Raw genomic sequence first — 25,598 nt, 5'->3', positions numbered from 1 at the left:
GTCCTCATCGGAAGTGGTGACCCGTCCGACTATCGGAACACTCTATCCACCGATCCGAACAATGGGCGGCAAGTCCCCATGCAACCGTGCCTATCTGCAAAGTACGCAGAATTATCTGCCCGGGCATACTGGGCAGACGACCGGCACCGCGTGTAGCCTGTCCGGGCGCGAGCGCACTGCTCGCGACCATTCAACGGCAAGCGCGGCGGTAACGCGCCTGCCGCCATGATCAGAACACATACATGACTGACCTCTCCTCTTCCGCCAGCACCGCATCACCCGACATCGGCCCGCCCCCCACACCCGAGGAAACACGCAAGCGTGTCTTCGCCATCGTTGCCGCCTCGTCGGGCAACCTGGTCGAGTGGTTCGATTTCTATATCTATGCGTTCTGCGCGATCTATTTCGCGCCGTCGTTCTTCCCGAAAGCCGATCCCACCGCGCAGTTGCTGAACACCGCGGGCGTGTTCGCGGCCGGCTTCCTGATGCGACCGATCGGGGGCTGGCTGTTTGGCCGCATTGCCGACCGCAACGGCCGCAAGAACTCGATGGTGATCTCGGTGATCATGATGTGCTGCGGCTCGCTGCTGATCGCGGCGCTGCCGACCTATGCAACGATCGGCAACCTGGCACCGGCGCTGCTGCTTCTCGCGCGCCTGCTTCAGGGGCTGTCGGTTGGCGGCGAGTACGGCACGACCGCGACGTACATGAGCGAGGTGGCACTGAAAGGCCGCCGGGGTTTCTTCTCGTCGTTCCAGTACGTGACGCTGATCGGCGGCCAGTTGCTTGCCGTGCTCGTCGTCGTTGTCCTGCAGCAGTTGCTCGACGAGGCCGAGCTCAAGGCATGGGGCTGGCGCATTCCGTTCGTGATCGGCGCGATCACCGCGGTCGTGGCACTGCTGCTGCGCCGCACGCTGCACGAAACCTCCACGGCCGCCACGCGCAATTCGAAAGAAGCGGGCACCATCGCCGGGCTGTTCCGTCATCACAAGGCCGCGTTCTTCACGGTGCTGGGCTACACGGCCGGCGGCTCGCTGATCTTTTATACGTTCACGACGTATATGCAGAAGTACCTCGTCAACTCGGCTGGCATGTCGATCAAGACCGCCAGCTACGTGATGACCGGTTGCCTGTTCCTGTACATGTGCATGCAGCCGATTTTCGGTGCGCTGTCGGACCGCATCGGCCGCCGCAGCAACATGCTGCTGTTCGGCGCGCTCGGCACGCTGTTCACGGTGCCGATCCTCACCGCACTGGGGTCCGTGTCGAGCCCGGAACTTGCGTTCGTGCTGATTGGCGCGGCGCTGGCGATCGTCAGCTTCTACACGTCCGTGAGCGGCATCGTGAAGGCGGAAATGTTCCCGCCCGAAGTGCGTGCGCTGGGCGTGGGCCTGGCTTATGCGGTGGCCAACGCCATCTTCGGCGGCTCCGCGGAATACGTGGCGCTGGCCCTCAAATCGGCGGGCCACGAGAGCGCGTTCTACTGGTACGTGACCGTGATGATGGCGATCGCCTTCCTCGTTGCGCTGCGGCTGCCGCGGCAAGCCAGGTACCTGCACCACGAGCATTGATCTGAGATCAGTCGCCTTGCGCATACACTAAGGGGCCTTCGGGCCCCTTTCCTGTTTACGACCGCTGCCATGGATCTCAACGCCCTGCGTCTGTTTGTCGATATCGTCGATGCCGGCAACCTCAGTGCCGCCGCGCGCAAGCTCAGGATGACGCGCGCCAATGTCAGCTATCACCTGAAGGCACTCGAATCCGAGCTTGGCGTGCAGTTGTTGCGCCGCACGACGCGGCATGTGGAACCCACGCCCGTGGGCGCCGGGCTCTACGAGCATGGCCGCAATATCCTCGGCGAAGTGGCCGCGGCCAATGCGTTGATCAGCAGTATGGGCAAGAGCCTGCATGGCCATGTGCGGCTGTCGGTGCCGACCGGACTCGGCCACGCGCTTTTGTCGCCGTTGCTGGTGCAGTTCAAGCAGCGCTATCCGGATATCACGCTCGATGTGGTGTTCGACAACCGTATCCACAACCTCGTGGCGGAGGACGTGGAGGTGGCGCTGCGCATCATCTCGACGCCGCCGGACGCGGTGGTCGCCACCGAGATCGGTGTGGTCGATTGGGTGGTCTGCGCGGCACCGTCCTATCTGCGCGATCGGCCCGCGCCCGTCGAGCTGGCCGGCCTCGCGACGCACGCCATCGTCTGTGCCGCGCCGATCGGCCAGAAGCTCAAGGCGTCCGGTACGCGCGAGGGCGCAACGGCGCGGGAACAGGTGGTGCTGACGCCGACGCTGAGTTCGGAGAACTTTGCTTTTCTCAAGGATGCCGTGATCGGTGGCCTTGGCGTCGGCATCTTTCCGATGTATGCCATCGGCGACGAACTCGACAGGGGCGTGCTCGTGCCGCTGCTCCCCGATTACCGCATCAGTGTGTTCGGCAGCAAGCTCTACCTGCTGACGATGCCCAACCGTTACCAGACCATGGCGACGCGCTATCTGCTGACGTTTCTTCGGACCGAGCTGCAGGCGATCTGGCCGCAACTACGGAAGCATTGATCCGCTCTCGCTGCTGTCGTCCTTGAGGTCCACGCCCGATCGTCCGAGTGCCAGCGCACCGCGCATCAGGAACACAAGACGGTCTGCGGCCTGCGCATACGACAGCCCCTCGGGCCGGATGTTGGAGATGCAGTTGCGCTCCGCGTCGGTGCGCCCGAGCCGTGGCGCGTGCGTGAGGTAGATGCCGAGGCTGTCAGGCGAACTGAGCCCCGGCCGCTCCCCGATCAGCATGACCACCTGACGAGCGCCGAGTCGCTGCCCGATGTCGTCACCGAGCGCGACTCGTGACTGCAGCGCGATCACCACCGGTCCGATCGCGACGTCGTGCAGGCGCGCGCAAATCGCGTCGAGCAATGGCAGGACGTGACGTTGCGCAGCCAGCGCGGAGAGGCCATCGGCAATGACGAACACTACGTCAATGGTGCGCGCGGGCCGTAACGCGTCGAGCCGCGCACCGCTGTCGTCGTCGAGCACGCGGCCCAGATCGGGACGCCGCAGGTAGTGCGCGCGGTCGACGGCGGCGCTGTGTACCCGCACACTGTCGTGGCCCGCCGCGCGCAGCGCCACCGCCAGCGCCTCCGCATCGAGCGGCAGATGGACGGCATCACGCGCCTGCGCATGGGCCAGCCCGAATGCCAGAATGGTCTCGGTGGTCTGCGCATGGCCGCTGCGGCCCAGCGCGATACGCGCGCGCGTGAAGGACCGCAGCCGCGCCCACAGATCGCTCTGCACGGTCGTTGCAGGTTTCAGCTCGTCGCTCATGCGGTCTCCTCACAGTCCGTGCGCCATGGCCAGCAGCGGCTGGCACGCGGTGGGCGTCAGCAGCCGGCCCTGTCCATCGACGATGCCGCTCCGCTGCAGCCACGCCTCGAACTCGGGCGCCGGGCGCAGACCCATTACCTCGCGCAGATACAACGCGTCATGAAACGCGGTGCTCTGGTAATTGAGCATGATGTCGTCCGCGCCCGGCACGCCCATGATGAAATTGATACCGGCCACGCCGAACAGCGTGAGCAGATTGTCCATGTCGTCCTGGTCCGCTTCCGCGTGGTTCGTATAGCAGACGTCGCATCCCATCGGCACGCCAGTCAGCTTGCCGCAGAAATGGTCTTCAAGCCCGGCACGAATGATCTGCTTGCCATCATAGAGATACTCGGGACCGATAAAACCAACCACGGTGTTCACCAGCAGCGGCGAGAACGCGCGCGCCACGCCGTGCGCGCGTGCCTCCATGGTCTGCTGGTCGACACCATGATGCGCGTTGGCCGACAGCGCGCTGCCCTGACCGGTCTCGAAGTACATCACGTTATCGCCGATCGTGCCGCGTTGCAGCGAGAGCGCCGCCGCGCGGGCCTCGGCCAGCAGCGCGAGGTCGATGCCAAATGCCGCGTTGGCCTGCTGGCTGCCGGCTACCGACTGGAACACTAGATCGACGGGCGCGCGGGCCTCGATCGCGCGCAGGGTGTTAGTGACGTGGGTCAGCACGCACGACTGCGTGGGCACATCGTGACGCGTGCGGACTTCGTCGACCAGCCGTAGCAGCGCGACGATCGTCGCGAGGTTGTCCCCCGCCGGGTTGATGCCGATGGTCGCGTCGCCACAGCCATAGAGCAGCCCGTCGATGATCGACGCGGCAATGCCACGCGGATCGTCGGTCGGGTGATTCGGCTGCAGGCGTACCGAGAGGCGGCCCGGCAGACCGATGGTATTGCGGAAGCGCGTCACCACGCGGCACTTGCGCGCGACGGCAACCAGATCCTGGTTGCGCATCAGCTTGCTGACCGCGGCCGCCATCTCGGGCGTGATGCCGGGCGCGACGCGTGCCAGCACGGCCTCGCCGGTCTCATGCAATAGCAGCCAGTTGCGAAAGTCTCCGACGGTAAGCGAGGCGATCTCGGCAAACGCGGCCGCGTCGTGGCGATCGATGATGAGACGCGTGACCTCGTCCTGCTCGTAGGGGATCAATACTTCCGACAGGAAGCGGGCTAACGGCACCTCGGCCAGCGCCATGCGCGCGGCCATGCGTTCTTCCTCGCTGGCAGCGGCCACGCCGGCGAGCGCATCGCCGGAACGGGCCGGGCTGGCTTTGGCCAGCAACGTGCGCAGATCCGCGAAGACATGCCGTCGCGAACCGACGGTATGGGTGAATGCCATGGGCGCGCTCTCCGGGGGCGTGTACCGTGTCGACAGCCTCACTATAGGCGACGATCATGGCAACTTGATGCAAGTTTCAGGCCCGCAGGCGCCATTCGCTTGCCAAGCCCCCGCATGTTGCAGACAATCGTGCGCGAGAAACATCCTCGCCCATACCAACACTAACGCGCCCTCGACACCATGTATCCGCCGGAACCAGAACGTACGCCGGAATCCACCAAGCCGATTGCACCCGGCACCGCCCGATGGCTCAACGTGACGGCGGTCTCGTTCGTACTGACCGCCGCCGCGCTGTTCCTCGTGATGCAGGCCAACCTCGTGGCCGCGTTGCTATCCGGGCTGCTGCTGTACTCGCTGGTCGACGTACTGGCACCGCGGCTGGTTCGCGTGCATTCGCGCCACGACGCGCTGGCGGTGGCCATCCTGTCCGTCACGACGCTGCTGGTGCTCACCGTCGGCATCTGGGCGCTGGTGCGGCTCGTCGGTGGCGATGGCAATACGCTCGAGCGATTGCTCGACCATGTGGCGGACATCATCGACCGCTCGCGCAACCAGATGCCGGGCTGGCTCAGCGACTCGCTGCCCAATGGCGTGGAGGAGCTGGCCACGGCGCTGATCGCCGCGCTGCGCACGCACGCGCAGATGGCGCAGAAGCTCGGCACCGATATCGTGCGCGCGCTGTTGCATATCCTGCTGGGCTTCGTGATCGGTGCGATGGTGGCGCTGTATCGGGCGACCTCGCGGCCGAACCGCCGGCCGCTCGCGGCGGCGCTGGTCACGCGCGCGCGCACACTGCAGACCGCGTTCGCGCAGTTCATCTTCGCGCAGATCCAGATCTCGTCGATCAATACGCTGCTGACCGCGATCTACCTGCTCGTGGTGCTGCCGCTGTTCGGCCAGCACCTGCCACTGTCGAAGACGCTGGTGGCGGTGACTTTTCTCGCGGGCCTGCTGCCGGTGCTCGGCAACCTGATCTCGAACACCGCGATCGTGGTGGCATCGCTGTCGGTGTCGCTGCCGATCGCGGTGGTGTCGCTGCTGTACCTGATCGTGATCCACAAACTCGAGTACTTCCTGAATGCGCGCATCATCGGCGCGCGTATTCAAGCCGCCGCATGGGAATTGCTGACCGTGATGCTGATCATGGAGACGCTGTACGGCATTCCGGGCGTGATCGCCGGGCCGATTTTCTACGCGTACATCAAGCGCGAGCTGGTGGCGGCCGGGCTGGTGTGACCGCTCACCAGACGTATTTCACGCCGATCTGCCCCTGCGCGCTCGAATAGGCGTTCGAGCCGACCTGAAAGCCGATATCGCCCCAGGCATGCCAGTTGCGGCTCAGCCGTGCCTGGGCGCCGAACTTCATCTCGAAGCGATCCTTCGGCGTACCATCCTTCACGCTGGCGCCGGACATGACGACCGAGGGCTGGTTCTGTGCATGCCACCAGTTCAGTGTCATGTAAGGTTGCACGGTCTGCCCGCCGGCCAGCTGCCCTTGACCGAACACCGTGGCGCCCATCCGGCTCAGCCAGCCGCCCACATCCTTCGTCTGCACACGCGTGCCATTGGCCTCGAAGATGTCTCCCTGGTAGTAGCCGCTATAGAGCAGTTGCAACTGCGGCTGGAGATAGAGCCTGCTCCCCGCACTTTCGCCGAGCAGGAACGTGTAGCCACCTTCGAGCGAGCCAGTCCAGTTGTGGCTGGTGTAGCGCTCGGTGGGCAGCATGCTGCCGCGCGTTTCGTTGTTGTACCAGCCGTACTGCAACCAAGAGTCCAGATAGAAACCACTGCGCTTGACATCCTCGTTCTGGAACCACGTGCCATAGACGCCAACGGCATAGGCGTCGACGGTGCCAGTGGCGGCCGACAGGCCCTGCACCGACGACGAACTCGAGATCCGGCCCGCCGCGCCCATCACGCCCGCATGGATGCGTGAGGGTTGGTCCGCGCCCTGCCAGCGGATCAGATCGCCGCCGAATTGCGCGAGACCGCCGCGTGCGGACTGATCGATCCTGCCACCGGCGGCGGTGGAGTCGGTGGAGGTGCCAGCCAGCCTCACCCATCCACTGCTGGCACGCGGTCGATCCGCGCGGCTGTCGTCGATGAACTGCGGCTCGCCAAGGCGATCGTGGAGCGTATGGACGAACAGCGTGTTGGCGGCGCTCTGGTTGGCAAGATATGAGCCGGCCTCGGGTCGAATCTTCGGTATTGGTACGGGTGTCGGCGCAGGGGTGGTGTCGGCCGACAACAGGTACCAGTTGCCATCGTTCCCGGCCGGCGTGCCCTGCGTGAGCCGGTATTCGTATGGCCCGGCCACCACGCGCCCCTGCAGCGTAAACGTTCCCGCCGAGGTGCCCTGAACGCGCACGAGCTGGATACCCTTGACCGTCTGCGCGCCGGTCCCCGCGGAATTGTTGACGGCGACGCGCGTGCTGCCCGAGGTGCTGCCCTCCACGACCAGCCTGTCGGTTGGCGAATCGTCGCCGCCGAGTACCGTGCTCAGGGTGAGCAGCCCATTGCTGCCGACGTAATCACCCTTGACGGTCAGCGTGCTCGCCGGCAGCGGACTGGCCATGCGGATCTCGCCGGCATTGGTCAGCGAGCCACCGACGATGAACTGGCCGGCCGGGCCGGTCGCGAAGCCCGGCGCCGCATCGGCCACGGCCAGCAGTCCCTGGTTGACGACATTGCCGGCGACGCCACCGTAGCCCCCGAGTGCGGCGCCTGCGGCAACCGTGACCGGTTGCGTGCTCGCAAGCTGTGCCCCGTTGATCAACGTCAGCGCGCCTGCGTTGACTTGCGTCGGGCCGGCATAGGTCTGCGTCTTCGACAGGATCAGATCGCCAGCGCCTTGCTTGACGAGATCGCCGGTGCCGCTGATCACGCCGTCATACGCATACGTATTGCCACGGTTGATGACGAGGCTCGCCCGGTTGGCAATATCGCCGACAACGCTGCCGGTCGCGCCGCCTTTGCCGAGTTGCAGCACGCCCTGTTCGATGGTGGTGCCACCCGCATAGCTGTTGTCGCCCGAGAGGATCAGCGTCGCGGCACCGGTCTTGAGCAGGCGACCCGGACCCGCGATCACGCCGGCGAAGTCGGTATCGGCAGTGCTGGTTGCGGTCATTGCGGCGGCGCCCAGCGCAACGGCGCCCGCGCCCGAAAGGTTGCCGATGCGTTGATCGAAGCCGTTCAGATCGAGCATGGCGCCGGCCGCCACCTGCACACGTTCGCTGGTGGTGAGCACATTGGCCGCGCCCGCGCGTAGCGTGCCGCCATCGATCAATGTGGCGCCCGTGTAGGTGTTTGGCTTCGACAACTGGAGCGTGCCTGGACCCGCCTTGGTCAGCGTGCGGCCGTCCCATCCGGTCGCCGGACTGGCGGGTTGGTCCGCCAGCACCGCGTCCATGTCGAAGACGCCTGCCGCGTCCGCAAGCGTGAACGTGCCGTGCGCTTGCTGCGGCGCCGTGGTCGCTGCAGCGTACCAGCGCAATCCCAGACCGACATCGTAGTCCTGCGCACCGTAGGCGCTCGTCAGCGAGAGGTAATCCGCGAGGCCCGGTGCACCGCCGATGTTGACGCCGCCGAACGTACCCGTTATGCCGCCCGGCTGAGAGACATGGAGGACGTTGTAGATGGTCAGCGCGAGTTCGCTTGCGCTGGCGGTGGCTGGTGCGCTGTAGCCGGCAAGGTTGTATGTCGACCCCGCCCCCAGCGTGATCGTCGTTGCCGTGATCGCAGGTTGCCCTGGACCGACCACGTCGCTGAGCCTGCCATCTATCGTCGTCCGGCCGCTCACATTCAGCGATGCCGCGGCGGCGAGTGCCGTGGTGGCACCAGCTGCCGTGACATAGTCGCCGGTCACGTTGAATGCTCCGGTCTGGCCGAACCGCAGGGTGCCAGCGCTGACTGTGGCGCTGCCCTGTGTGCCTCCCGCGGTGAGCAACGCGGTGCCGGCACCTGTCTTGGTGAGGGCCCCGGCACCGGCGAGCGAGTTGGCCAGCGTATCGTCGGTGGCGAAGTCGAGACGCAGCGTGGCCGCGTTCTCGATGGGACCCGTGCCCAAGGCTGCGGCGCGCGGCGCCACCAGTATCCCAGCGAGGATCGTCGTGCCGCCGGCATGCGCGTTGGCACCGCTCAGCGTCAGGCTCCCCGCCCCGCTCTTGACGAGGCTGCCGGCGCCGCCGATCGTACCGGCGAACACCGTATCGGAGATCTGGTCGGCGTCGAGTGTCGCGCTGCCCAGTACGATGCTGCCTGCGCCGGAGAGATTGGCGGCGCGCTGGTTGAAGCCATTGAGATCCAGTGTCGCCCCCGCCGCAATGCCCACATTCGCACTCGCCGCAAAGGCATTGGCAATGCCAGCGCGGAGCGTACCGCCATCGATACGCGTATCACCACTGTACGCATTGGCCGTGGACAGGACCAGCGTGCCGGCGCCGGCCTTGGTCAGGGTCTTGCCATCCCATCCGCTGGTGAAGGTGCCCGTCTGGTTGAAGAGGGTCACGTCGACATCGAACGTATCCGCCGCGCCGGCGAGCGTGAAGGCACCGTTGCCGAGGGCGTTGCCGGCCGTCCATGTCAGACCGAAGCCCACGTTGTAGTCCACGCCACCGGTCACCTTGCCGCCGATCACAAGGTAGTCGACCTGACTGCCACGATCGAGTGTCACGCCGCTGAAGTTGCCGGTGATGCCGCCGGTCGTGTGCACGATGGTGAAGTCCGTGCTGGTCAGCGCGCTTGCGGTGTTGGGCGCGCCAGCGATAAAACCCGTCACATTGAGGGTACCGCTCAGGTTTGCGCTGTTCGCGGTAATCACGGGTTCCGTGCTGCCCACCGCGACGTCGAGCATCGCCCCCGCAGCGTGGGTCAGCGCGCCGGTGATGGTAAGCGCGGCATCCCCGGTCATCGCGGTTTTGGCGCCGCTCGCGGTCGTATAGCTCGCCGCGTTGAATGCGCCGGCCTGCGCCCAGCGCAGGGTGCCCGCCTCCACCGCGATATCGCCCTGTGCCGAACCCGCGGCCGTCAGCGTAGCGGTGCCAGTGCCGGTCTTGGTCAGCGTGCCGCTGCCCGACAGTTCGTTGGCGAGCACGCTATCCGCGGCGAAGTCGAGCCGCAGCGCGGCCCTGTTGGCGATCGCGCCCGTGCCGGCACCACTCCCATGCGGCAGCGTCAGCGTACCCGCCTCGATGGCGGTGCCACCGGTATAAACGTTGCTGCCCGCCAGGGTCAGATTGCCAGTGCCCGCCTGCGTCACGGTGCCGCCGCCCGCGATCGTGGCGGCATGAAGATAATCGTCGCTACGATGAAAGCCAAGCTGGCCGTTGTCGGTGATATTGCCAAGATAGCTGCCGGCCGTGCCACCCGCGCCGATACGCAGCGCGCCGCCGCTGCCGATCGCTGCCCCGCCCGTGTACGTATTGGCGCCTGTCAGGACGAGCGTGCCGCCATTTACGTTGAGGCTGCCCGCCGTCCCATCGATCGTGCCGCTGAAGGTACCGCCATCCGCGACCGCGAGCGAGCCCACATTCATGTGGAGGTTGCCGGCACCGGAGAGCGTGCCGATGGCCTGCGCCCTTCCGTTCAGATCGACGGCGGCACCGCTGGCCACATCGAGCAATGTCGTCTGCCCAAGCGCCGCATCGCTGCCCAGGCGCAACGTGCCGGCGGCCACCTCGGTCGGGCCACTATAGTTGTTGGCAGCATTGTTGAGCGTGATGGCGCTGGTGGCATCGATGCGCAGGCCACCGCTGCCTGTGACGCTCGCGTGCAGTTCATCGCCCCCTGCCGGGCTGGCGGTGTCCCCCGAGAGCGTCAACGTCCGCCCCGATTGCAGGCTCAGCTGACTCAGCGTAGCGGCGGCATACAGACCATCGTTGATGCCGCCAGTGGTTAGCGCGTAGCCATAGCTTCCCACCGCAACGACATTGCCACCCTGAACGATATCGGCGGTGCGGACGGTGAGTGGCACGCCGCTGGCGTCCGCCAGCGCGATCGACGTCGCGGCGCCCGTCACGATGCCGGCGCGAATCAGCGGCCTGCTGACGCCTTCATCCTGCGCCAGCAAGGTGCCGATGGTGGCCGTTGACGTCGGATCGATGCGCACTGTGCCGCCGTTCAGCGCCAGCGCGCCGGTCGACACGAAATCCGCGGCGGAGGCACCGTAGACGAGCGTGCCGCCATTCAGCGTGAAGTTGCCAACCGCCTGCGCCCCGGTACCGACGGTGGTGACGTTGCCCGCATCGAGCCGCAGCGTCGCAGCCGCCAGGCTGGACGCATTGGTGCCCGACAGCGCAAACGTGCCGGTGCTCAATGCCACCGTGCCGGCAAACGCACCACCCACACCACTGTCGAAGGCGAATGCATTGGCTGGAGCCCCAAGCGACACGCGCAGGGTGCCGGTGCCCGTGAGCGCCTTGCCGAAGGTGTAATTGCCGCTGGCCGGTGCGTCGATGAACAGCGTGGCGCCACTCGCGATCGATGCGGCACCGACGCCGATCGTGCCCGCACCCGTCAGGCGTAGCGTGCCGGCGTTGACGGCCGTGGTGCCCGCATAAGTGTTGGCGGCCGTCAGCGACAGCGTGCCAAGATCGGTCTTGTCGAGCCCTCCCGTACCCTGGATGACAGCATCGATCGTGGCGGTCATCGCGGCGCCGGCCGTCGTGCCATCGCCGACCCGGATGATGGTATCGGCAGTGTCCGTCGTCAGCGGCTGGCCGGCAAGCCGATACCCATCGACCGCGAATTGCGCGCCACCGAACGATACGGCGCCCGCGCTGTTGTCCACCGTCACAACGGCCGGCGTGCCCTGGAAGATCGCAAATCCGCCCATCTGCCACGGCGCGTTGATGGCACCCGCGCTGTTGGTCCATGCATCGTTGCCGGCACGCCAGGTCCCCGCGCCGCCATTGACCGCGCCATTGTTGAACAGAGTTGGCACAACGCCATCCCAGAACGTAAGCGGGCCCGCTCCCACCGCGTTGACGATGTTGATCTGATTCGGCACCGAGGTCTGCAACAGCAGGTCGACGTTGGCGGTCGAGCCGGCCGGGACCGTGCCCAACGTCATTCCGTTATCAATGAACGCGCCGCTGTACTGCACGACTCGATAGACGCCGGGGCCGAACGCGCCGGCCGACGTGACATTCAGCTTACCGCCGAGCGTGAGGTCGCCGGTCACATTGAAGAGCCCTGCGGTACTCGGCACAGCCAGCGCGATGTCCATCTGCGCATTGGCATTGAGCAACAGCCCATGCATCGTGAGCATCTGGCCCTGCGCGCCAAGCAGATGCCCGCCATCGGCAATGGTCACATCGCCACCAGTGGTGCCCGTGCCGCCGAGCGTGGCGCCCGAGGCTACGTTCACCGCGCCGGTGGCGGCGCTCTGATTTCCATTGATCAGCAGCGTGCCCGCGTTGACGCTGGTCGTCCCCGTATAGGTGTTTGCACCGCTCAGCGTCAGCACGCCCGCGCCCGCCTGGGTCAGCGTGCCTGCGCCGCTGATGGTGCCTGCATACGCGTAGGCATTGCCGCGGTTGACGATGAGCGCGCCGTTATCGGCGATGTCACCGGCGACGCTGCCGGTGCTGCCGCCATCGCCGAGTTGAAGCGTGCCACTGGTGATGGTCGTAACGCCCGTATGCGCATGATCGCCGGTCAACACGAGTGTGCCCGCGCCGGCATGCGTGAGTGCGCCGCTGCCCGTCAGCGCACCGGTGTAGGTGTAAGCATTGCTGCGGTTGAACACCACGAGGCCATTGTCGGTGACATTGCCGGCGTAGCTGCCCGCCGTGCCGCCGCTGCCGATTTGCAGCGTGGCGCCCGCCGCCACCGTGGTGGCGCCGGTGTAGGTACTGTCGCCGCCGAGCGTGAGCGTGCCTGCCTGAACGTTCAGCATACCGGCGCTGCCGCCGATCACACCGTCGAATGCGCCACCGCCGGCGACATCGAGCGCGCCGCTGCCCATGGCCAGGTTGCCGGTGCCGGTCAACGTGCCGATACGCTGCGCATGACCGGCGAGGTCAGCCGTGGCGCCGCTCGCAATGTTGAGTGTTGCGGTCTGGCCAAGCGCCGCATCGCTGCCCAGACGCAACGTTCCCGTGTTGACGCTGGTCGCGCCCGTGTAATCGTTGGCGCTGTTGTTGAGCGTGATCGCCGCGGTGGCATCGATTCGCAGTGCGCCGCTGCCGGTAATGCGGGCACGCATTTCATCGGCCCCGGCCGTCCCGGTCGTGTCGCCCGACAGTGACAGTGTTTGCGCGGCCTGCAAATCGAGTTGCATCAGCTGGTTGGTGGCATAGAGTCCATCGCCGGCCCCCGTCGAGAGTCCTGCGTTGAAGGTGCCGACGGCGACGGTGTTGCCGCCTTGCACGATATTGACCGCGCTGTTGCCACCAAGCGGGTTGCCACTCAGATCGTACAGCGACAGCGCGGCGGCGGTGCCGTTTACCGCCGTGGCACTGACCAGTTGCGCGTTAATCCCATCGTCCTGCGTCAGCAGCGTGCCCGCGCCGAGCGTGGCCGGATCGATGCGGACCTGCCCGGCGCCAAGCGCGAGCACGCCCGTGGCGATGCGTCCGGTCGGCGCCGCGCTATAAGCCAGCGTGCCGCCATTGAGCGTCAACCCGCCAATGGTCTGTGTGCCCGTGCCAACGTTGGTGAAGCTGCCGGTGTCGCTTTGCAGCGTGGCGGCCGTCAGGCTCGCCGTATTGGTACCGGATAGCGCGAACGTACTGGTCCCCAGTACCAGCGTGCCACCGAATGCCGTACCCGCGCTGCTGCCGAACGCGAACGTGTTGGTTGCGCCAGACAGCACCGCCTGCAGCGTCCCCATACCGGACAATGCATTGCCGAAGGTGTAATCACCGGATGCGGGCCCGTCGATGAATAACGAGGCGCCAATATCGATAAACACCGCTCCCGGGCCGATCGTGCCGATGCCTGTGGTTCGCAGCGTGCCGGCAGTGACCGACGTCGTGCCGCCGTAAGTATTGATGGCTGTGAGCGTGGTTGTGCCGAGGCCGCCCTGCGTCAACGTTCCGGTACCGCTGATCGGGCCGCTGTGAACCAGGTCGGTCCTGTGGTTGAATACCAGCGCGGCATTGTCGGTAATGGCACCCGTCACGAAACCGCCGGTTCCGGTAGCGCCATTGCCGATCTGAAGGGATCCGCCGGAAATGGTCACTGCGTTAGGAAACGGCACCGGGCCTGTGAGCACAGTCACGCCACCACTGTTGACGAACGTGCGCGAGCCAAAGGTGGCGCCGGTGTCCAGCACCACCGAGTTGGTATAAGGACCCGCCATGGTGATGCCAGCCCCGGTACCCGTCAGCGCGCCGGCGATGCGCAGCGTGACCGGACCCGTTGCGGTGGCCGGATTCGTGAAGCTGCCACCAAGCAACGACGCGCCGCTGGCGAGCTGCAGCGTGCCACCGAGCAACTGCCAGTTCTGCGTCTGGTTGCTGGCATTGCCTGTCAGCGTCCAGCTGCTGCCTTCAATCTTCTGCAACGTGCCGAAGAGCCGGTATTGCGCACTGGAACCCAGTTGTCCAAGCGCGAAGCTTCCGCTGCCACTCTGCCCTCCAAGCGCAAGGACGTTGGCCCCGCCTCCCCCGGTTACCCACCCGGTGATCACGGACGTGGGCTCCAGGATCAGCGTATCGGCCGAGCCGCCCAGCGTCACCGCTGACTGGCCCGCGCCGCCGGCGGTGGCCAGTGTGCCGGCATTGCGAAGCGTGGTGGCCCCACCCGAAAGAATGGCGCCTAGCGAGGGACTGAGACTTTCGATGGTGGCGCCCGCCTCATTGGTGATGCTGAGGCTGGTGATGGCGGGCTGATAGATCGACCAGTTCGCGCGCGAACTAATCTGGCCCCCACTCTGATTGACGATGGTCGTCGTGCCGGAACCGTCGGCCCAGATCGCCGGGCCGCCGTTGGCGGAGATCGTTCCGCTATTCACCAGATCGAGACTGGTGTTGTTGTTGGTCGAGGCGATCGCGGTCCGATTGCCTGTCGTATTGTTTTGCATCAGCCCGGTATTGCGGATGATGCTGAGCCCGGGGGCGCCACTACGTCCCACCAGATCGGCGTTCACCGAACTGACCATTGACCCATTGTTTATCAGCGTCCAGGTCGAGATGCCAGCCCCTCTGACACCGATCGTCTTTTCATAGGGACGTCCCGGCGCGGCGTCGCTGCCGACAAACGAGGCACCCGCGTCGATCGTGAGCGTCTGATTATCAGACGTGAAATTCATCCAGCCCGTATACGTCGCGGGACTCTGCACCGTGACCGTGCTACCCGCGGTGCCAATCGTGCAGCTCGCCGTGACCGATGCGGAAATGGTGCCGCCAGTTATCGAACACTGGGCGTATGTGTGGGCCGAACCGATGGCCGCGATCAGTGGGGGAAGCGCTTTGGCCAGGCGAGCCTGCATGATCGCCACCACTCTGTTTTAGTTTTTACGCTCCTCAATATAGGCAGGAATCACGCCAAAAGATGTGAATTCGGCACTTTACGATTATCAGTAAACGCTTTTCTCATCATCAGAGACCGCGCAGAAATGGGTACGCTAGTCCTCCGATTCGCGTGGCAGGAACGTGTCGCCTTCGGTCAGCGGCGCGTGACGATAGGTGGCCGGCGTGCGGCTCAATTTCACCGGTGCGCCGAGTCCCTTGTAGCCGCCCGGCATCTCGACAACCATCTCGCGATGCGCGGTGTGCGGATGCTCGAGTGCATCCGGCACCGACAACACCGGTGCGCACGGCACACCTGCCGCAGCGAGCTCGTCGGCGAACGACTTGCCATCGACCTCGCGCATGCGCGCCTCGAGCTCGACCTTGAGTGTGGCGCGATTGACCGAACGCGCGCCGGCCGTGGCGTAGCGTTCATCGTCTGCCAATGCTGCCAGACCGAGTCGCTCGCACAGGATGCGGAACTGTCGGTCGTTACCCACGGCAAGAAAAATCGGATCAGTGGCCGTGGCAACCGTGTCGTACGGGTAAATGTTCGGATGCGCGTTGCCGGTACGCTGCGGCGCCTTGCCGCTCATGAACCAGTTGGCCGCATGCGGATGCAGCAGCGACAGGCCAGAGTCGTACAGCGCGGCCTCGACGAATTGCCCGCGGCCGCTGCGCTCGCGCTCCTGCAATGCCAGCAGCACGCCCAGCGTGGCATTGAGACCAGTGACCATATCGACTACCGGCAACCCCACGCGCAGCGGGTCGCCGTTGGGTTCGCCATTGATGCTCATGATGCCGGCCATCGCCTGGATCGCCGCGTCGTAGCCGGGCAATCCGCCAAGCGGACCGTCGGCACCGAAGCCCGACACGCGGCAATGCACGAGGCGCGGAAAGCGCTGCGACAGCGCGTCATAGCCCAGTCCCCACTTCTCGAGCGTGCCGGTCTTGAAGTTCTCGACCAGTACGTCCGCATCGGCCAACAGCGCCAGTAGGACCTCGCGATCGGCCTCGGTCGTCAGGTCGAGCCGCATCACGCGCTTGTTGCGATTGAGGCCGAAGTAATAGGAGGCCACGCCATCGCGGAACGGCGGCCCCCACGTACGCGTGTCGTCGCCCTGCGGCGGTTCGATCTTGAGCACGTCGGCGCCATGGTCGCCCAGGATCTGTCCGCAGAACGGGCCGCCGAGAATGCGCGACAGATCGACTACGCGAATGCCGGCGAGCGCGCCGGTGGAAGGGGGCGTCTTGATCGTCATGGAGTCTCCTGTGTGTTCAGTCCAGCTGCGCGCCGGATTTTTGCACCACGGTACGCCATTTGCCGACCTCCGACTTGACGAACGCACCCAGCTGCTCGGGCGTCGTCGACGGCGCGAACTCGAGGCCCTGGCCTTGCAGCGTCTTGCGGACCTCCGGCTGTTGCAGCGCGTCGGCAAAGGCCGTGTTCAGCTTGCGAATGATCTCAGGCGGCGTGCCGGCCGGCGCGACCACACCGAAGAACACGGAAACGTCGAAGGTGGACAGGCCGAGCGCGCCGGCCTGCTCGGCAACGGTCGGCACATCGGGCAACGCCTGGGAACGGCCACGCGTGGTCACGCCGAGTGCGCGCACTTTGCCGCTCTTGATAAACGGCAGCGCGGTCAGCACGTCGGTGAAGGTCATGCTGACCTGGCCGCCGAGCAGGTCATTGAGCGCGGGGCCGGTGCCCTTGTAAGGCACGTGCTGGAAGTCCGTGCCCGCAAGGTTGTTGAACAGCACGCCGGCCAGATGCGATGAGGCGCCGTTGCCCGACGAGGCATAGGTCAGCTTGCCCGGATGCGCCTTGCCGTACGCGATCAATTCCTGCACGTTCTTCACCGGCACGTTCGCATTGACCACCAGCACGTTGGGCAGCAGACCGATCTGAATCACGGGTGCGAAGCTCTTGATCGGATCGTAGTTGATCTTGCGGTAGAGACTTACGTTGATGGCAAGCGGCGCGGAGGTACCGAACATCAGCGTGTAGCCATCGGGCTCGGCGCGCGCCACGGCCTCGGCACCGATGTTGCCGCCCGCGCCCGCGCGGTTCTCGACCACCACGGTCTGGCCCAGGCTGTTCTTGAGCGCGGCCGCGAGCGTGCGCGCCATCGCGTCGGTCGGTCCGCCCGGCGGATAGGTGACGACGAGCATGATCGGCTTGCTCGGATAATCTTCTTGCGCGTAAGCGGGGGCCACGGCAAGGCACAGCGTGCAGGCGGCTGCCGCCGCCACGCGTTTCCAGAATTGCATGATGATGTCTCCGGTACTTTCTGTTTATTGTTTGTTGTCTGCGGTCAGAACACGTTGACGTCGGCCACCGCATCCGCATCGCGCACGGACGCTTCGGCGGCAGGCAGCACGGTCTCCGCGAGCCACGCGGGTTCGATCTCGCCACCGAGCGGGTCCTGCGGCAGCACGCGATGAATCAGCACCGCCTGCGCCAGTCGCATGCGTCGAGCCGAGCCGATGCGGCCCGCTTCCCAAGCCATCGCTACAGCGCTGGTCACGTGATACAGCGCGGAGGCCGCCTGACGCGCAAGCACGTCGCCTTCGGCCTGGGCATCGGCCGCGCGTTGCGCTTGTGCGATCGCGCCGCTCAGCACGCGCTCGAATTGCTGGCGCGCCACCGCATGCAGCGGCGTATCGTCCAGCAGCGCCTGCAAGTGAGCCCGCAGCACCGGCAGCGAGTTCTCGCGACGAATCGCGCGCAGCACGTCCAGCGCCACGATATTGCTCGTGCCTTCCCAGATCGATCCGAGGTGGGCATCGCGCACGAGGCGCGGATCGCTCCATTCTTCGATATAGCCGCAGCCGCCACGCATTTCCATCGCATCGCCGGTCACGCGGCGCGCATCGCGGCAGGCGCGGAACTTGATCAGCGGCGTAAGCACGCGCATCAGCGCATAGGCGTCGGCCTCGCCGGCATCCGCACGGCGCAGCGCTTCCGCAGTCTGGAACACCATCGTGCGCGCCTGCTCGGTGGGCAGCGTGAGCTTGAGCAACTGCCGGCGCATCAGCGGCATGTCGATCAATCGCTTGCCAAAGGCCTGCCGCTCGCGCGCGATAAACAAGCCCTCGGTCAGCGCACGGCGCATCAAACCCGCCGCGCGCACGCCGTTGGAGAGCCGCGAGTTATTGATCATGTCGGCCATCTGCACAAAGCCGCGGCCCGGCTCTCCGACGAGCCACGCGTGCGCACCCTCGAGCCGGATTTCCCCACTCGCCATCGAACGCGTGCCGAGCTTGTCCTTGAGCCGAATGATTCGGTAGTGATTGGCGCTGCCGTCCGCGAGGGTGCGCGGCAGCAGGAACAGCGACACGCCCTTGATGCCGGCGACCGCGCTGCCATCCGCTTCTTCCACGCGGGCCAGCACCATGGCAAGCGCGGCATCGGGGTTCGAGCAGAACCACTTGTCGCCGATCAGACGCCAGCCGCCTTCCGCCGCGGGATCGCGCACCGCGCGCGTAGCCGTGGCCGCGACGTCGGAGCCAGCGCCCTGCTCGGTCATAAACATCGCGCCCTGATAGAGATCGTCGAAGACCTGCGTGGTGAGGTTCGGCAGGTAGCGCTCGACCAGTGCCGAATCGCCAAACTTGCGCAGCGTACGCGTGAGCGAGTCGGTCATCGACAGCGGGCAGCACAACCCGAATTCGGCCTGCACGAACAAATAGGTCAGCGCGTACTTGGCAGCCGGCGGCATCGGTTTGTCCCAGCCGAGCACGCCGCCGCGGTGCGAGGCGGCCGCGAGGCCAAACTCGGCGAAGGCCACGCGCTCGAGCTCGATATACGCGGGATGCTTGTGAATGCGCTGGTCGTCCAACCCGCTACGGGTGCGATGCGACAACGTGGGCGGCGCGTGATCGGCCACGTTGGCAAGTTCGTCGAGCACGCCGCCTGCAAGCGCACCCATCCGTTCGAGGTGCGGCAGCAGGTGATGGAACAGGTCGGCCGGCAGATACAGCGGCAGCAGCGCACGCAGGTCGGGGTCGGCGGTGAACAGGCTGCCGCCGTGCCGATCGGGCACGGGATGGCTCAGGGGAGGAATAACGTCGGAGGTCGGGGCGGCCGAAGCCTCGCGCAGGGCGCTGGTGGGCATGAATCGTCTCCTGAAGCTTGTCGGTCCCTCGCTGCGCGCGGCGACCGGATCGGTTTGGGCTTCATTATTCGGATGGCAACGATTCGTGTCTAATTCTAAAATTGGCTCGATCCATATAATTTTTGTATCGCCATGGAATTCCGTCACCTGCGTTACTTTCTCGTGCTCGCCGAAGAACTGCACTTCGGGCGCGCCGCGCGGCGGCTATCGATCTCCCAGCCGCCGCTGTCGCTGAATATCCAGCAGTTGGAGGCCTCCGTGGGCGCCCGCCTGTTCGAGCGCGACAGCCGCGGCGTGCGGCTTACTGCCGCAGGGCGCGCATTTCGGGAATCGGCCACGGCGCTGCTGGCGCAAGCCGAGGCGGCCCGCCAGCTTGCGCGCGAGATCGAGGCCGGCGCCGTGGGGCGGTTGCGGGTCGGCTTTGTTGGCTCGATGCTGTATCGCGGCATGCCGCAGCTTCTGCAGGACTTCGAGGCACGCTTTCCCGGTATTCAGGTCGCGCTGACCGAACTGAACTCGCAGGAACAGATCGATGCGCTGCTGCACGGCGAACTCGACGCGGGCTTCGTCCACACCAACCGGGTACCAGACGAACTGGTCACGGTGCTGGCCCATCGCGAACAATTCGTATGTTGCATGCCCGCGGCGCATGCCTTGACCGCGCGCGACAGCGTGGCGCTGACCGACCTGCGTGGCGAACCGTTCGTGCTGTTCTCGCGCCAGGCGTCGCCCGACTATTACAACCGCATCTTCGAGATGTGTGTCGCGCAGGGCTTCTATCCACAGGTCCGTCACGAAGTGCGCCACTGGCTGTCGGTGGTCTCGCTGGTGGCGCAGGGCATGGGCGTGGCGGTCGTGCCGGCCGCCCTCGCGCGCTCCGGCATGGCCGGCGCGGCCTTCCGGCCGCTCAGCGATACCGACGTGCCGTCCGAGGTTTACTGCGTGTGGCGGCAGCACCCGGACGATCCCGCACGCGATCATTTCGTCGATAGCGTAAAACTACGCATGAGATTGGCGAGCCACCCCGAGCAGCCGTAGAATCCGCCGCTCGCCAAAGAAAAAGCCACCGGTCCCGAGGGGCAGTGGCTTGGAAAGTACGCGTGGAACGGGGTGTTCAGCGTGCTTGCAGCTTAGCGCTCTGTGATCGAGGTACCAATAACGCAATTGTGGTAATCCAATAAAGACGTGCGTTCGATATGGAATTTTTTACGCTTCCTTTATATCGAAGCGATTCCTGCTACATTTTTTCACCGCCTTGGAAGCCTTGTCCGGTGCGCCAAGCACGGCCGTTCGGCGGCGATCAGCCGGCAATTGCTATACAATCGAGAACGATTTTTATTTACGACCCAACCAGGGCCAAAGCATGATGCGGTTGTCTGAACTTCCCCTGCGTACTGCCGCCGTTGTGCAAGCGGTGGAGGATCTGTCGTCCGACGATGCGATCGCGCGCCGGCTGCGTGATCTCGGCTTCGTGCCGGGCGAGGCAGTGCAGATCATCGCGTTCGGTCCGTTCGGCAAGGATCCGATGGTCGTGCAGGTCGGCTTTACGCGTTTCGCGCTGCGGCGCGCCGAAGCCGCCCGCATCACGGTCGAGGTGGCCAGCGCGACGGTGTCGAGTATCGCGCCGGCATCCGACGATGCGACCGCCGAACAGCTGGCGCAGCAAGCGGCCGCCAAGCGTCAGGCCTGAAGACCGCACGCCTCCTCCTGCTTACCCCATCACGCCGCACGGGTCCCTTTCCTGCCTATGTCCGTTGCCCCGAATTCTTCCGCGTTGCGCATCGCGCTTGTCGGTAATCCCAACTGCGGCAAGACCGCGCTGTTCAATCGCCTGACCGGCAGCCGCCAGAAGGTGGCCAACTACGCGGGCGTCACCGTCGAGCGCAAGGAAGGCCAGTTCGTGGCGCCGAGCGGCCGCGTCGTGCGGATTCTCGATCTGCCGGGCGCGTACAGCCTGCGCGCCGCGAGCCTCGACGAGGTGGTGACGCGCGAAGTCGTGCTGGGGCAGCGCGCCGACGAGCCGCGCCCCGACCTGCTGGTATCGGTGGTCGATGCCACCAACCTGCGGCTGCATCTGCGCTTCGTGCTGGAATTGCGTCGCCTCGGCCTGCCGATGGTGGTGGTGCTGAATATGAGCGACGCCGCGGCCAAGCGCGGCATCCTGATCGATCGGGACAAGCTCTCGGCCGCGCTGGGCGTGCCGGTCGTGCAGACTGTTGCCGTCAAGCGCGACGGGGCCGCCGCGTTGGTCGACCTGCTCGAAGGGGAGTTGCCCAAGGCGCTGCCCGCGCAGCCGCTCGAGGCACTGTCGGACCTCGATGCGCACGCGGAGGTTCGCAAGCTGCTGGCCGCCGCCGTAACGATGCCGGCGCGCACGGCGCGTCTCGACGATCGCCTCGATCGCATCCTGCTGCATCCCGTGTTCGGTCTGGTGATCCTGGCCGTGCTGCTGTTCCTGATGTTCCAGGCCGTGTTCTCGTGGGCGGAACCTCTGATGGACGGCATCGAGGGCGGCGTGCACATGCTGGGCGAGATCGTCGGCACCTGGATGCCGGACGGCATGCTCAAGAGCCTGATCGTCGATGGCATGATCGCGGGCCTTGGCAGCGTGATCGTGTTCCTGCCGCAGATCCTGATCCTCTTCCTGTTCATCCTCACGCTCGAGGAGTCGGGTTATCTGCCGCGCGCGGCGTTCCTGCTGGACCGTCTGATGATGGGCGCGGGCCTGTCGGGCCGGTCGTTCATTCCGCTGCTGTCGAGTTTCGCCTGCGCGATTCCCGGCATCATGGCGACGCGCACGATCCAGGATCCGCGTGACCGCCTGACCACGATCCTCGTGGCGCCGCTGATGACCTGCTCCGCGCGGCTGCCGGTGTATGCGCTGCTGATCGGCGCGTTTATTCCCGAGCGCACGGTGGGCGGCATCTTCAACCTGCAGGGCCTGGTGCTGTTCGTGCTGTATGTGGCGGGTATCCTCAGCGCGCTGATCGTGGCCTACGTGCTCAAGTATTTCCGCCGCGACCGCACCGATCATCCGCTGTTGATGGAACTGCCGTCGTACCGCATTCCGAACCCGCGCGACGTGGCCATCGGCCTGTGGGAACGCGCGCGCATCTTCCTGTCGCGCGTGGGTAAGGTGATCCTCGCGCTGACGGTGCTGCTGTGGTTCCTGGCTACGTTCCCAGCGCCGCCCGATGGCGCAACCGGACCGGCGATCGACTACAGCTTTGCCGGCATGATCGGGAAAGCGCTCGAGCACGTATTCGCGCCGATCGGCTTCAACTGGCAGATCTGCATCGCACTGGTGCCGGGCCTGGCAGCGCGCGAGGTAGCGGTGGGCGCGCTGGCCACCGTCTATGCGCTGTCCGGCAGCGACGATACCGTGGCCACGCAACTGGCACCGATGATCGCCGCGCAATGGTCGCTGGCCACCGCGCTGTCGCTGCTCGCCTGGTACGTGTTTGCGCCACAATGCGTGTCGACGCTCGCCGTGATCCGCCGCGAGACCAACTCGTGGAAGATCATGGCGCTATCGGCCGCCTACCTGACCGGTCTGGCGTATCTGGCGTCGTTTGTTACCTACCGTGTCGCCCTGATGTTGAGTTAACTGTTGACCTGAACCGGCGACTCCGTCGCCGGTCAAACCGACCATGACGCTCTACCATGCCTTCGAAACCCTGCTGGTCCCGCTGATCGTGATTGCGTGCGCGCTCTCGGTGGCGTCACGTTATCTGCCGCGGACCCGTGAGCGGGTCAAGGCCAGCCTTGCCACCATGCTGGGCGGCGCCATGGCAACGGGCTGGCGTGGATGGATCGCCCGGCGGCTGAGCCCCACCGCGGCAGCGGGCTGTGCGACGGGATGCGACACCAACAGCGGCTGCGGCAGCTGCGGGTCGAACACGTCGTCGAACGGGTCGTCGAGCGCGTCGTCGAACACCGTGCCATCCTCGGGCGGCAATGACGAGCAGGTGATCCGGTTTATGCGACGGCCCTGACCCCCAGTCATCTCCAAGATAAAGCGACCCTCGAGGTCGCTTTTTTGTTGCCCCGCGCCAGTAACAGCGGGGTGCGTGCGTACCCGTTTCTGCGTACCCGCAAGCTTGCCGCGTCGCCAAGCGTACCCGTTTCTGCGTAGAGCGTACCCATTTCTGCGGGCCCTTTCCGATGCGTCGCACCACACGGTGGTGAGCCGGTTACGCCTCATGTATCGAAATGTCTATATTTGTAAGCTGTTGTACACGCGAATGTTAACCATTATCATTTGCACCTCCATTCGTAAAAGAACGATTCCAAAGTGCTCGTACCGCCATGTAACCTGCGTCGAAGCTGTATCGCGGCTGTCGCCGGCGCGCTGCTCTGTCCCGCCTTCGCGACCGAAGCCTGGGCGCAGTTCTCCACTGGAGACGCCCCACTCCTGCCGTCGATCGTGGTGACCGGCACACGCTCCGAAAAAGACATCGACGAGACGCCGGTGAAGACGGAAGTCGTGACCCGGCAGGAAATCGAACGCACCCATGCGCGCACGCTCAAGGACGCCCTCGAGAACGTGCCGGGCCTGCAATTGCGCGAGATCCACGGCAAGTCCGGATACGAGGTGTCGCTGCAGGGCATGACCAGCGATCAGGTCCTGATCCTGATCGACGGGTTGCCGATCAGCGCCAGCACCGGTTCGACGGTCGATGTGTCGCAGTACCTGACTGCCGACGTGGACCGCGTCGAAGTGGTCAAGGGGGCCAGTTCCGCGCAGTACGGCAGCTCCGCCATGGGCGGCGTGATCAACGTGATTACCCGGCCGATCGGCAAAGGACTCTCTGCCGCGGCCGTCGCCGATGGCGGTACCTACGGCGGCCAGAACGCCGATGGCACGCCGGGCCTGCTCCACGGCAGCATGCGCGTCGAGGGCGGTACCGAGAAGCTTCGGGCGCGCGTGGTCGCCGACGCGCTCGACAACAAGGGGTTCGCCGTCGATCCGGACGGCTGGACGCAGCATGGCGACAAGGTGCGCCGCCAGCAGTATTCGGGACGGCTGGAATGGCTGCCCACCACTGCCGGCAATTTCTGGGTCGATGCGAGCGCCTATCGCGAGACCGACGAGCAGCGTTACCAATATTACGCACCGCCCAACTACGTACCGCAGCGCAAGTCCGAGGACATCGACCGCAATCGCTTTACCGGTGGCGGCCAGTGGAAGTTCGACAGCGGCGTGCGCGCGCGCGTCGCGGGCATGACCGAGAGCTACGACAGCACCACGCGCGAGTACTCGAGCGCGGTGCAGACCGGCACCCGTGTGTCGTCGCAGCGCACGGATCATCTGTCCATGCAGTTCGACCTGCCCGCCTGGTACTCGCAACTGTGGCAGTTCGGCGCCGATCTGCATCGCGAGCGTCTGGACCAGACCAGCAACAACGTCTCCGAGATCGCCGGCAACGCCGAGCGCCGCAATGGCGAGCTCTACCTGCAGAACGACATCCTGTTCAGCGAACGCTGGGAAATGATCGTGGGCCTGCGCGGCCAGCACGACTCCGACTTCGGCAGCCACTTCGCGCCCAAGGTCGGCGTGCGCGGCAACCTGCTGCAGACCGACGACTGGAAGGGCGTGGTGCGCGCGAACTATGGCCAGGGCTATCGCGTGCCGAACCTCAAGGAACGCTATTACCTGTTCGACCACAGCTCGCTCGGCTATATGGTGCTCGGCAACCCGAACCTGAAACCCGAATCGTCGAACAGCTTCCAGCTCGGTGGCACGCTGAACTGGCGCGATCGCCTCGTGTTCGACGCGAACCTGTTCTACAACCACGTCAGCAATCTGATCCAGACCGACATGACCAACTTCACGCTCGTGAATGGCATTGCGGTCTACACCTATCGCAACGTGGCGCGCGCACGCACGCAGGGGGCGGAGACGGCATTGCGCTGGGTCGCCACCGACGCGCTGCGCTTCAACTTTGCCTACACGTACACCGACACCGAAGACCTCAACACGGGCACCGAGCTGACCCGTCGGCCACGCAACATGGGCCGCGTCGGCATGGACTGGCGCGTGCTGCCCGGTACCGAACTGACCACGCGCGCGCGCTTTCAGAGCAGCGAGCTGGTCGACTCCACGAGCAACGTCCGCTCAGCGGGCTGGGGCACGCTCGACCTCGTGCTGAACCAGAAGATCGGACGCAACGTGACCGCCTTCGTGGGCGTGAACAACCTGTTCGATCGCCAGCGCGATTTTTCGAACGCCAATGATTTTGGGCCGGTGGCAGGCCGATTCGTGTACCTCGGCGCGCGCGTCAACGTCGACGTGGTGCGCTAGTTCAACTGGG

At 65.6% G+C, this 25,598-nt stretch carries 14 protein-coding genes; 8 read left to right on the top strand and 6 right to left on the bottom strand.

Annotated features, from left to right (window positions below):
* Positions 1-242: 242 nt before the first annotated feature.
* The gene (locus tag LDO41_RS25415; protein WP_223993349.1) at positions 243-1,571 is read left to right on the top strand and encodes an MFS family transporter; all 1,329 of its coding nucleotides are present in this window, start codon (positions 243-245) and stop codon (positions 1,569-1,571) included.
* 69 nt (positions 1,572-1,640) lie between these two features.
* On the top strand, positions 1,641-2,558 hold the full coding sequence (locus tag LDO41_RS25410) for a LysR family transcriptional regulator (protein ID WP_223993347.1): 918 nt from the start codon (positions 1,641-1,643) through the stop codon (positions 2,556-2,558).
* Here the strand turns inward: LDO41_RS25410 and eutC are convergent.
* Together eutC and LDO41_RS25400 are read right to left on the bottom strand one after the other, a co-directional pair.
* Positions 2,544-3,320 (bottom strand): ethanolamine ammonia-lyase subunit EutC, encoded by a 777-nt coding sequence (gene eutC / locus LDO41_RS25405; RefSeq protein WP_223993345.1) that lies wholly within the window; start codon positions 3,318-3,320, stop codon positions 2,544-2,546. The genes LDO41_RS25410 and eutC overlap by 15 nt on opposite strands.
* A gap of 9 nt (positions 3,321-3,329) precedes the next feature.
* Complete coding sequence (locus LDO41_RS25400; protein WP_223993344.1) at positions 3,330-4,712, bottom strand: ethanolamine ammonia-lyase subunit EutB; 1,383 nt, start codon at positions 4,710-4,712, stop codon at positions 3,330-3,332.
* A gap of 180 nt (positions 4,713-4,892) precedes the next feature.
* Between LDO41_RS25400 and LDO41_RS25395 the strand changes: the two genes are divergently transcribed.
* A complete protein-coding gene (locus LDO41_RS25395; protein ID WP_223993343.1) occupies positions 4,893-5,948 on the top strand; it encodes an AI-2E family transporter in 1,056 nt (351 codons plus the stop codon).
* A gap of 4 nt (positions 5,949-5,952) precedes the next feature.
* Here the strand turns inward: LDO41_RS25395 and LDO41_RS25390 are convergent, their stop codons facing one another.
* The 4 genes from LDO41_RS25390 to LDO41_RS25375 form a co-directional block, all read right to left on the bottom strand.
* Positions 5,953-15,147 (bottom strand): autotransporter outer membrane beta-barrel domain-containing protein, encoded by a 9,195-nt coding sequence (locus LDO41_RS25390; RefSeq protein WP_223993342.1) that lies wholly within the window; start codon positions 15,145-15,147, stop codon positions 5,953-5,955.
* A gap of 135 nt (positions 15,148-15,282) precedes the next feature.
* Positions 15,283-16,428, bottom strand: coding sequence for a CaiB/BaiF CoA transferase family protein (locus LDO41_RS25385; protein WP_223993337.1), 1,146 nt, complete (start codon positions 16,426-16,428; stop codon positions 15,283-15,285).
* Between the two features lie 16 nt (positions 16,429-16,444).
* On the bottom strand, positions 16,445-17,437 hold the full coding sequence (locus LDO41_RS25380; protein ID WP_223993335.1) for a Bug family tripartite tricarboxylate transporter substrate binding protein: 993 nt from the start codon (positions 17,435-17,437) through the stop codon (positions 16,445-16,447).
* 44 nt (positions 17,438-17,481) lie between these two features.
* Complete coding sequence (locus tag LDO41_RS25375; RefSeq protein WP_223993334.1) at positions 17,482-19,284, bottom strand: acyl-CoA dehydrogenase family protein; 1,803 nt, start codon at positions 19,282-19,284, stop codon at positions 17,482-17,484.
* 132 nt (positions 19,285-19,416) lie between these two features.
* On the opposite strand from LDO41_RS25375, the gene LDO41_RS25370 reads away from it, so the two are divergent.
* The 5 genes from LDO41_RS25370 (at position 19,417) to LDO41_RS25350 (ending at position 25,588) form a co-directional block, all read left to right on the top strand.
* Complete coding sequence (locus LDO41_RS25370) at positions 19,417-20,322, top strand: LysR substrate-binding domain-containing protein (RefSeq protein WP_223993333.1); 906 nt, start codon at positions 19,417-19,419, stop codon at positions 20,320-20,322.
* A gap of 328 nt (positions 20,323-20,650) precedes the next feature.
* Positions 20,651-20,974, top strand: a complete 324-nt coding sequence (locus LDO41_RS25365; RefSeq protein ID WP_223993451.1) for a FeoA family protein — start codon at positions 20,651-20,653, stop codon at positions 20,972-20,974.
* 57 nt (positions 20,975-21,031) lie between these two features.
* Positions 21,032-22,891, top strand: a complete 1,860-nt coding sequence (gene feoB, locus LDO41_RS25360) for a ferrous iron transport protein B (protein WP_223993332.1) — start codon at positions 21,032-21,034, stop codon at positions 22,889-22,891.
* 43 nt (positions 22,892-22,934) lie between these two features.
* Positions 22,935-23,279 (top strand): DUF6587 family protein, encoded by a 345-nt coding sequence (locus LDO41_RS25355; protein WP_223993331.1) that lies wholly within the window; start codon positions 22,935-22,937, stop codon positions 23,277-23,279.
* Between the two features lie 299 nt (positions 23,280-23,578).
* On the top strand, positions 23,579-25,588 hold the full coding sequence (locus tag LDO41_RS25350) for a TonB-dependent receptor plug domain-containing protein (RefSeq protein ID WP_223993330.1): 2,010 nt from the start codon (positions 23,579-23,581) through the stop codon (positions 25,586-25,588).
* Positions 25,589-25,598 lie beyond the last annotated feature (10 nt).

Source organism: Cupriavidus pampae (genome assembly GCF_914271485.1).
Classification (GTDB): domain Bacteria; phylum Pseudomonadota; class Gammaproteobacteria; order Burkholderiales; family Burkholderiaceae; genus Cupriavidus; species Cupriavidus pampae.
Note: the sequence above shows the minus strand (reverse complement) of the source record. Positions and strands in the feature narration are given on the sequence as shown.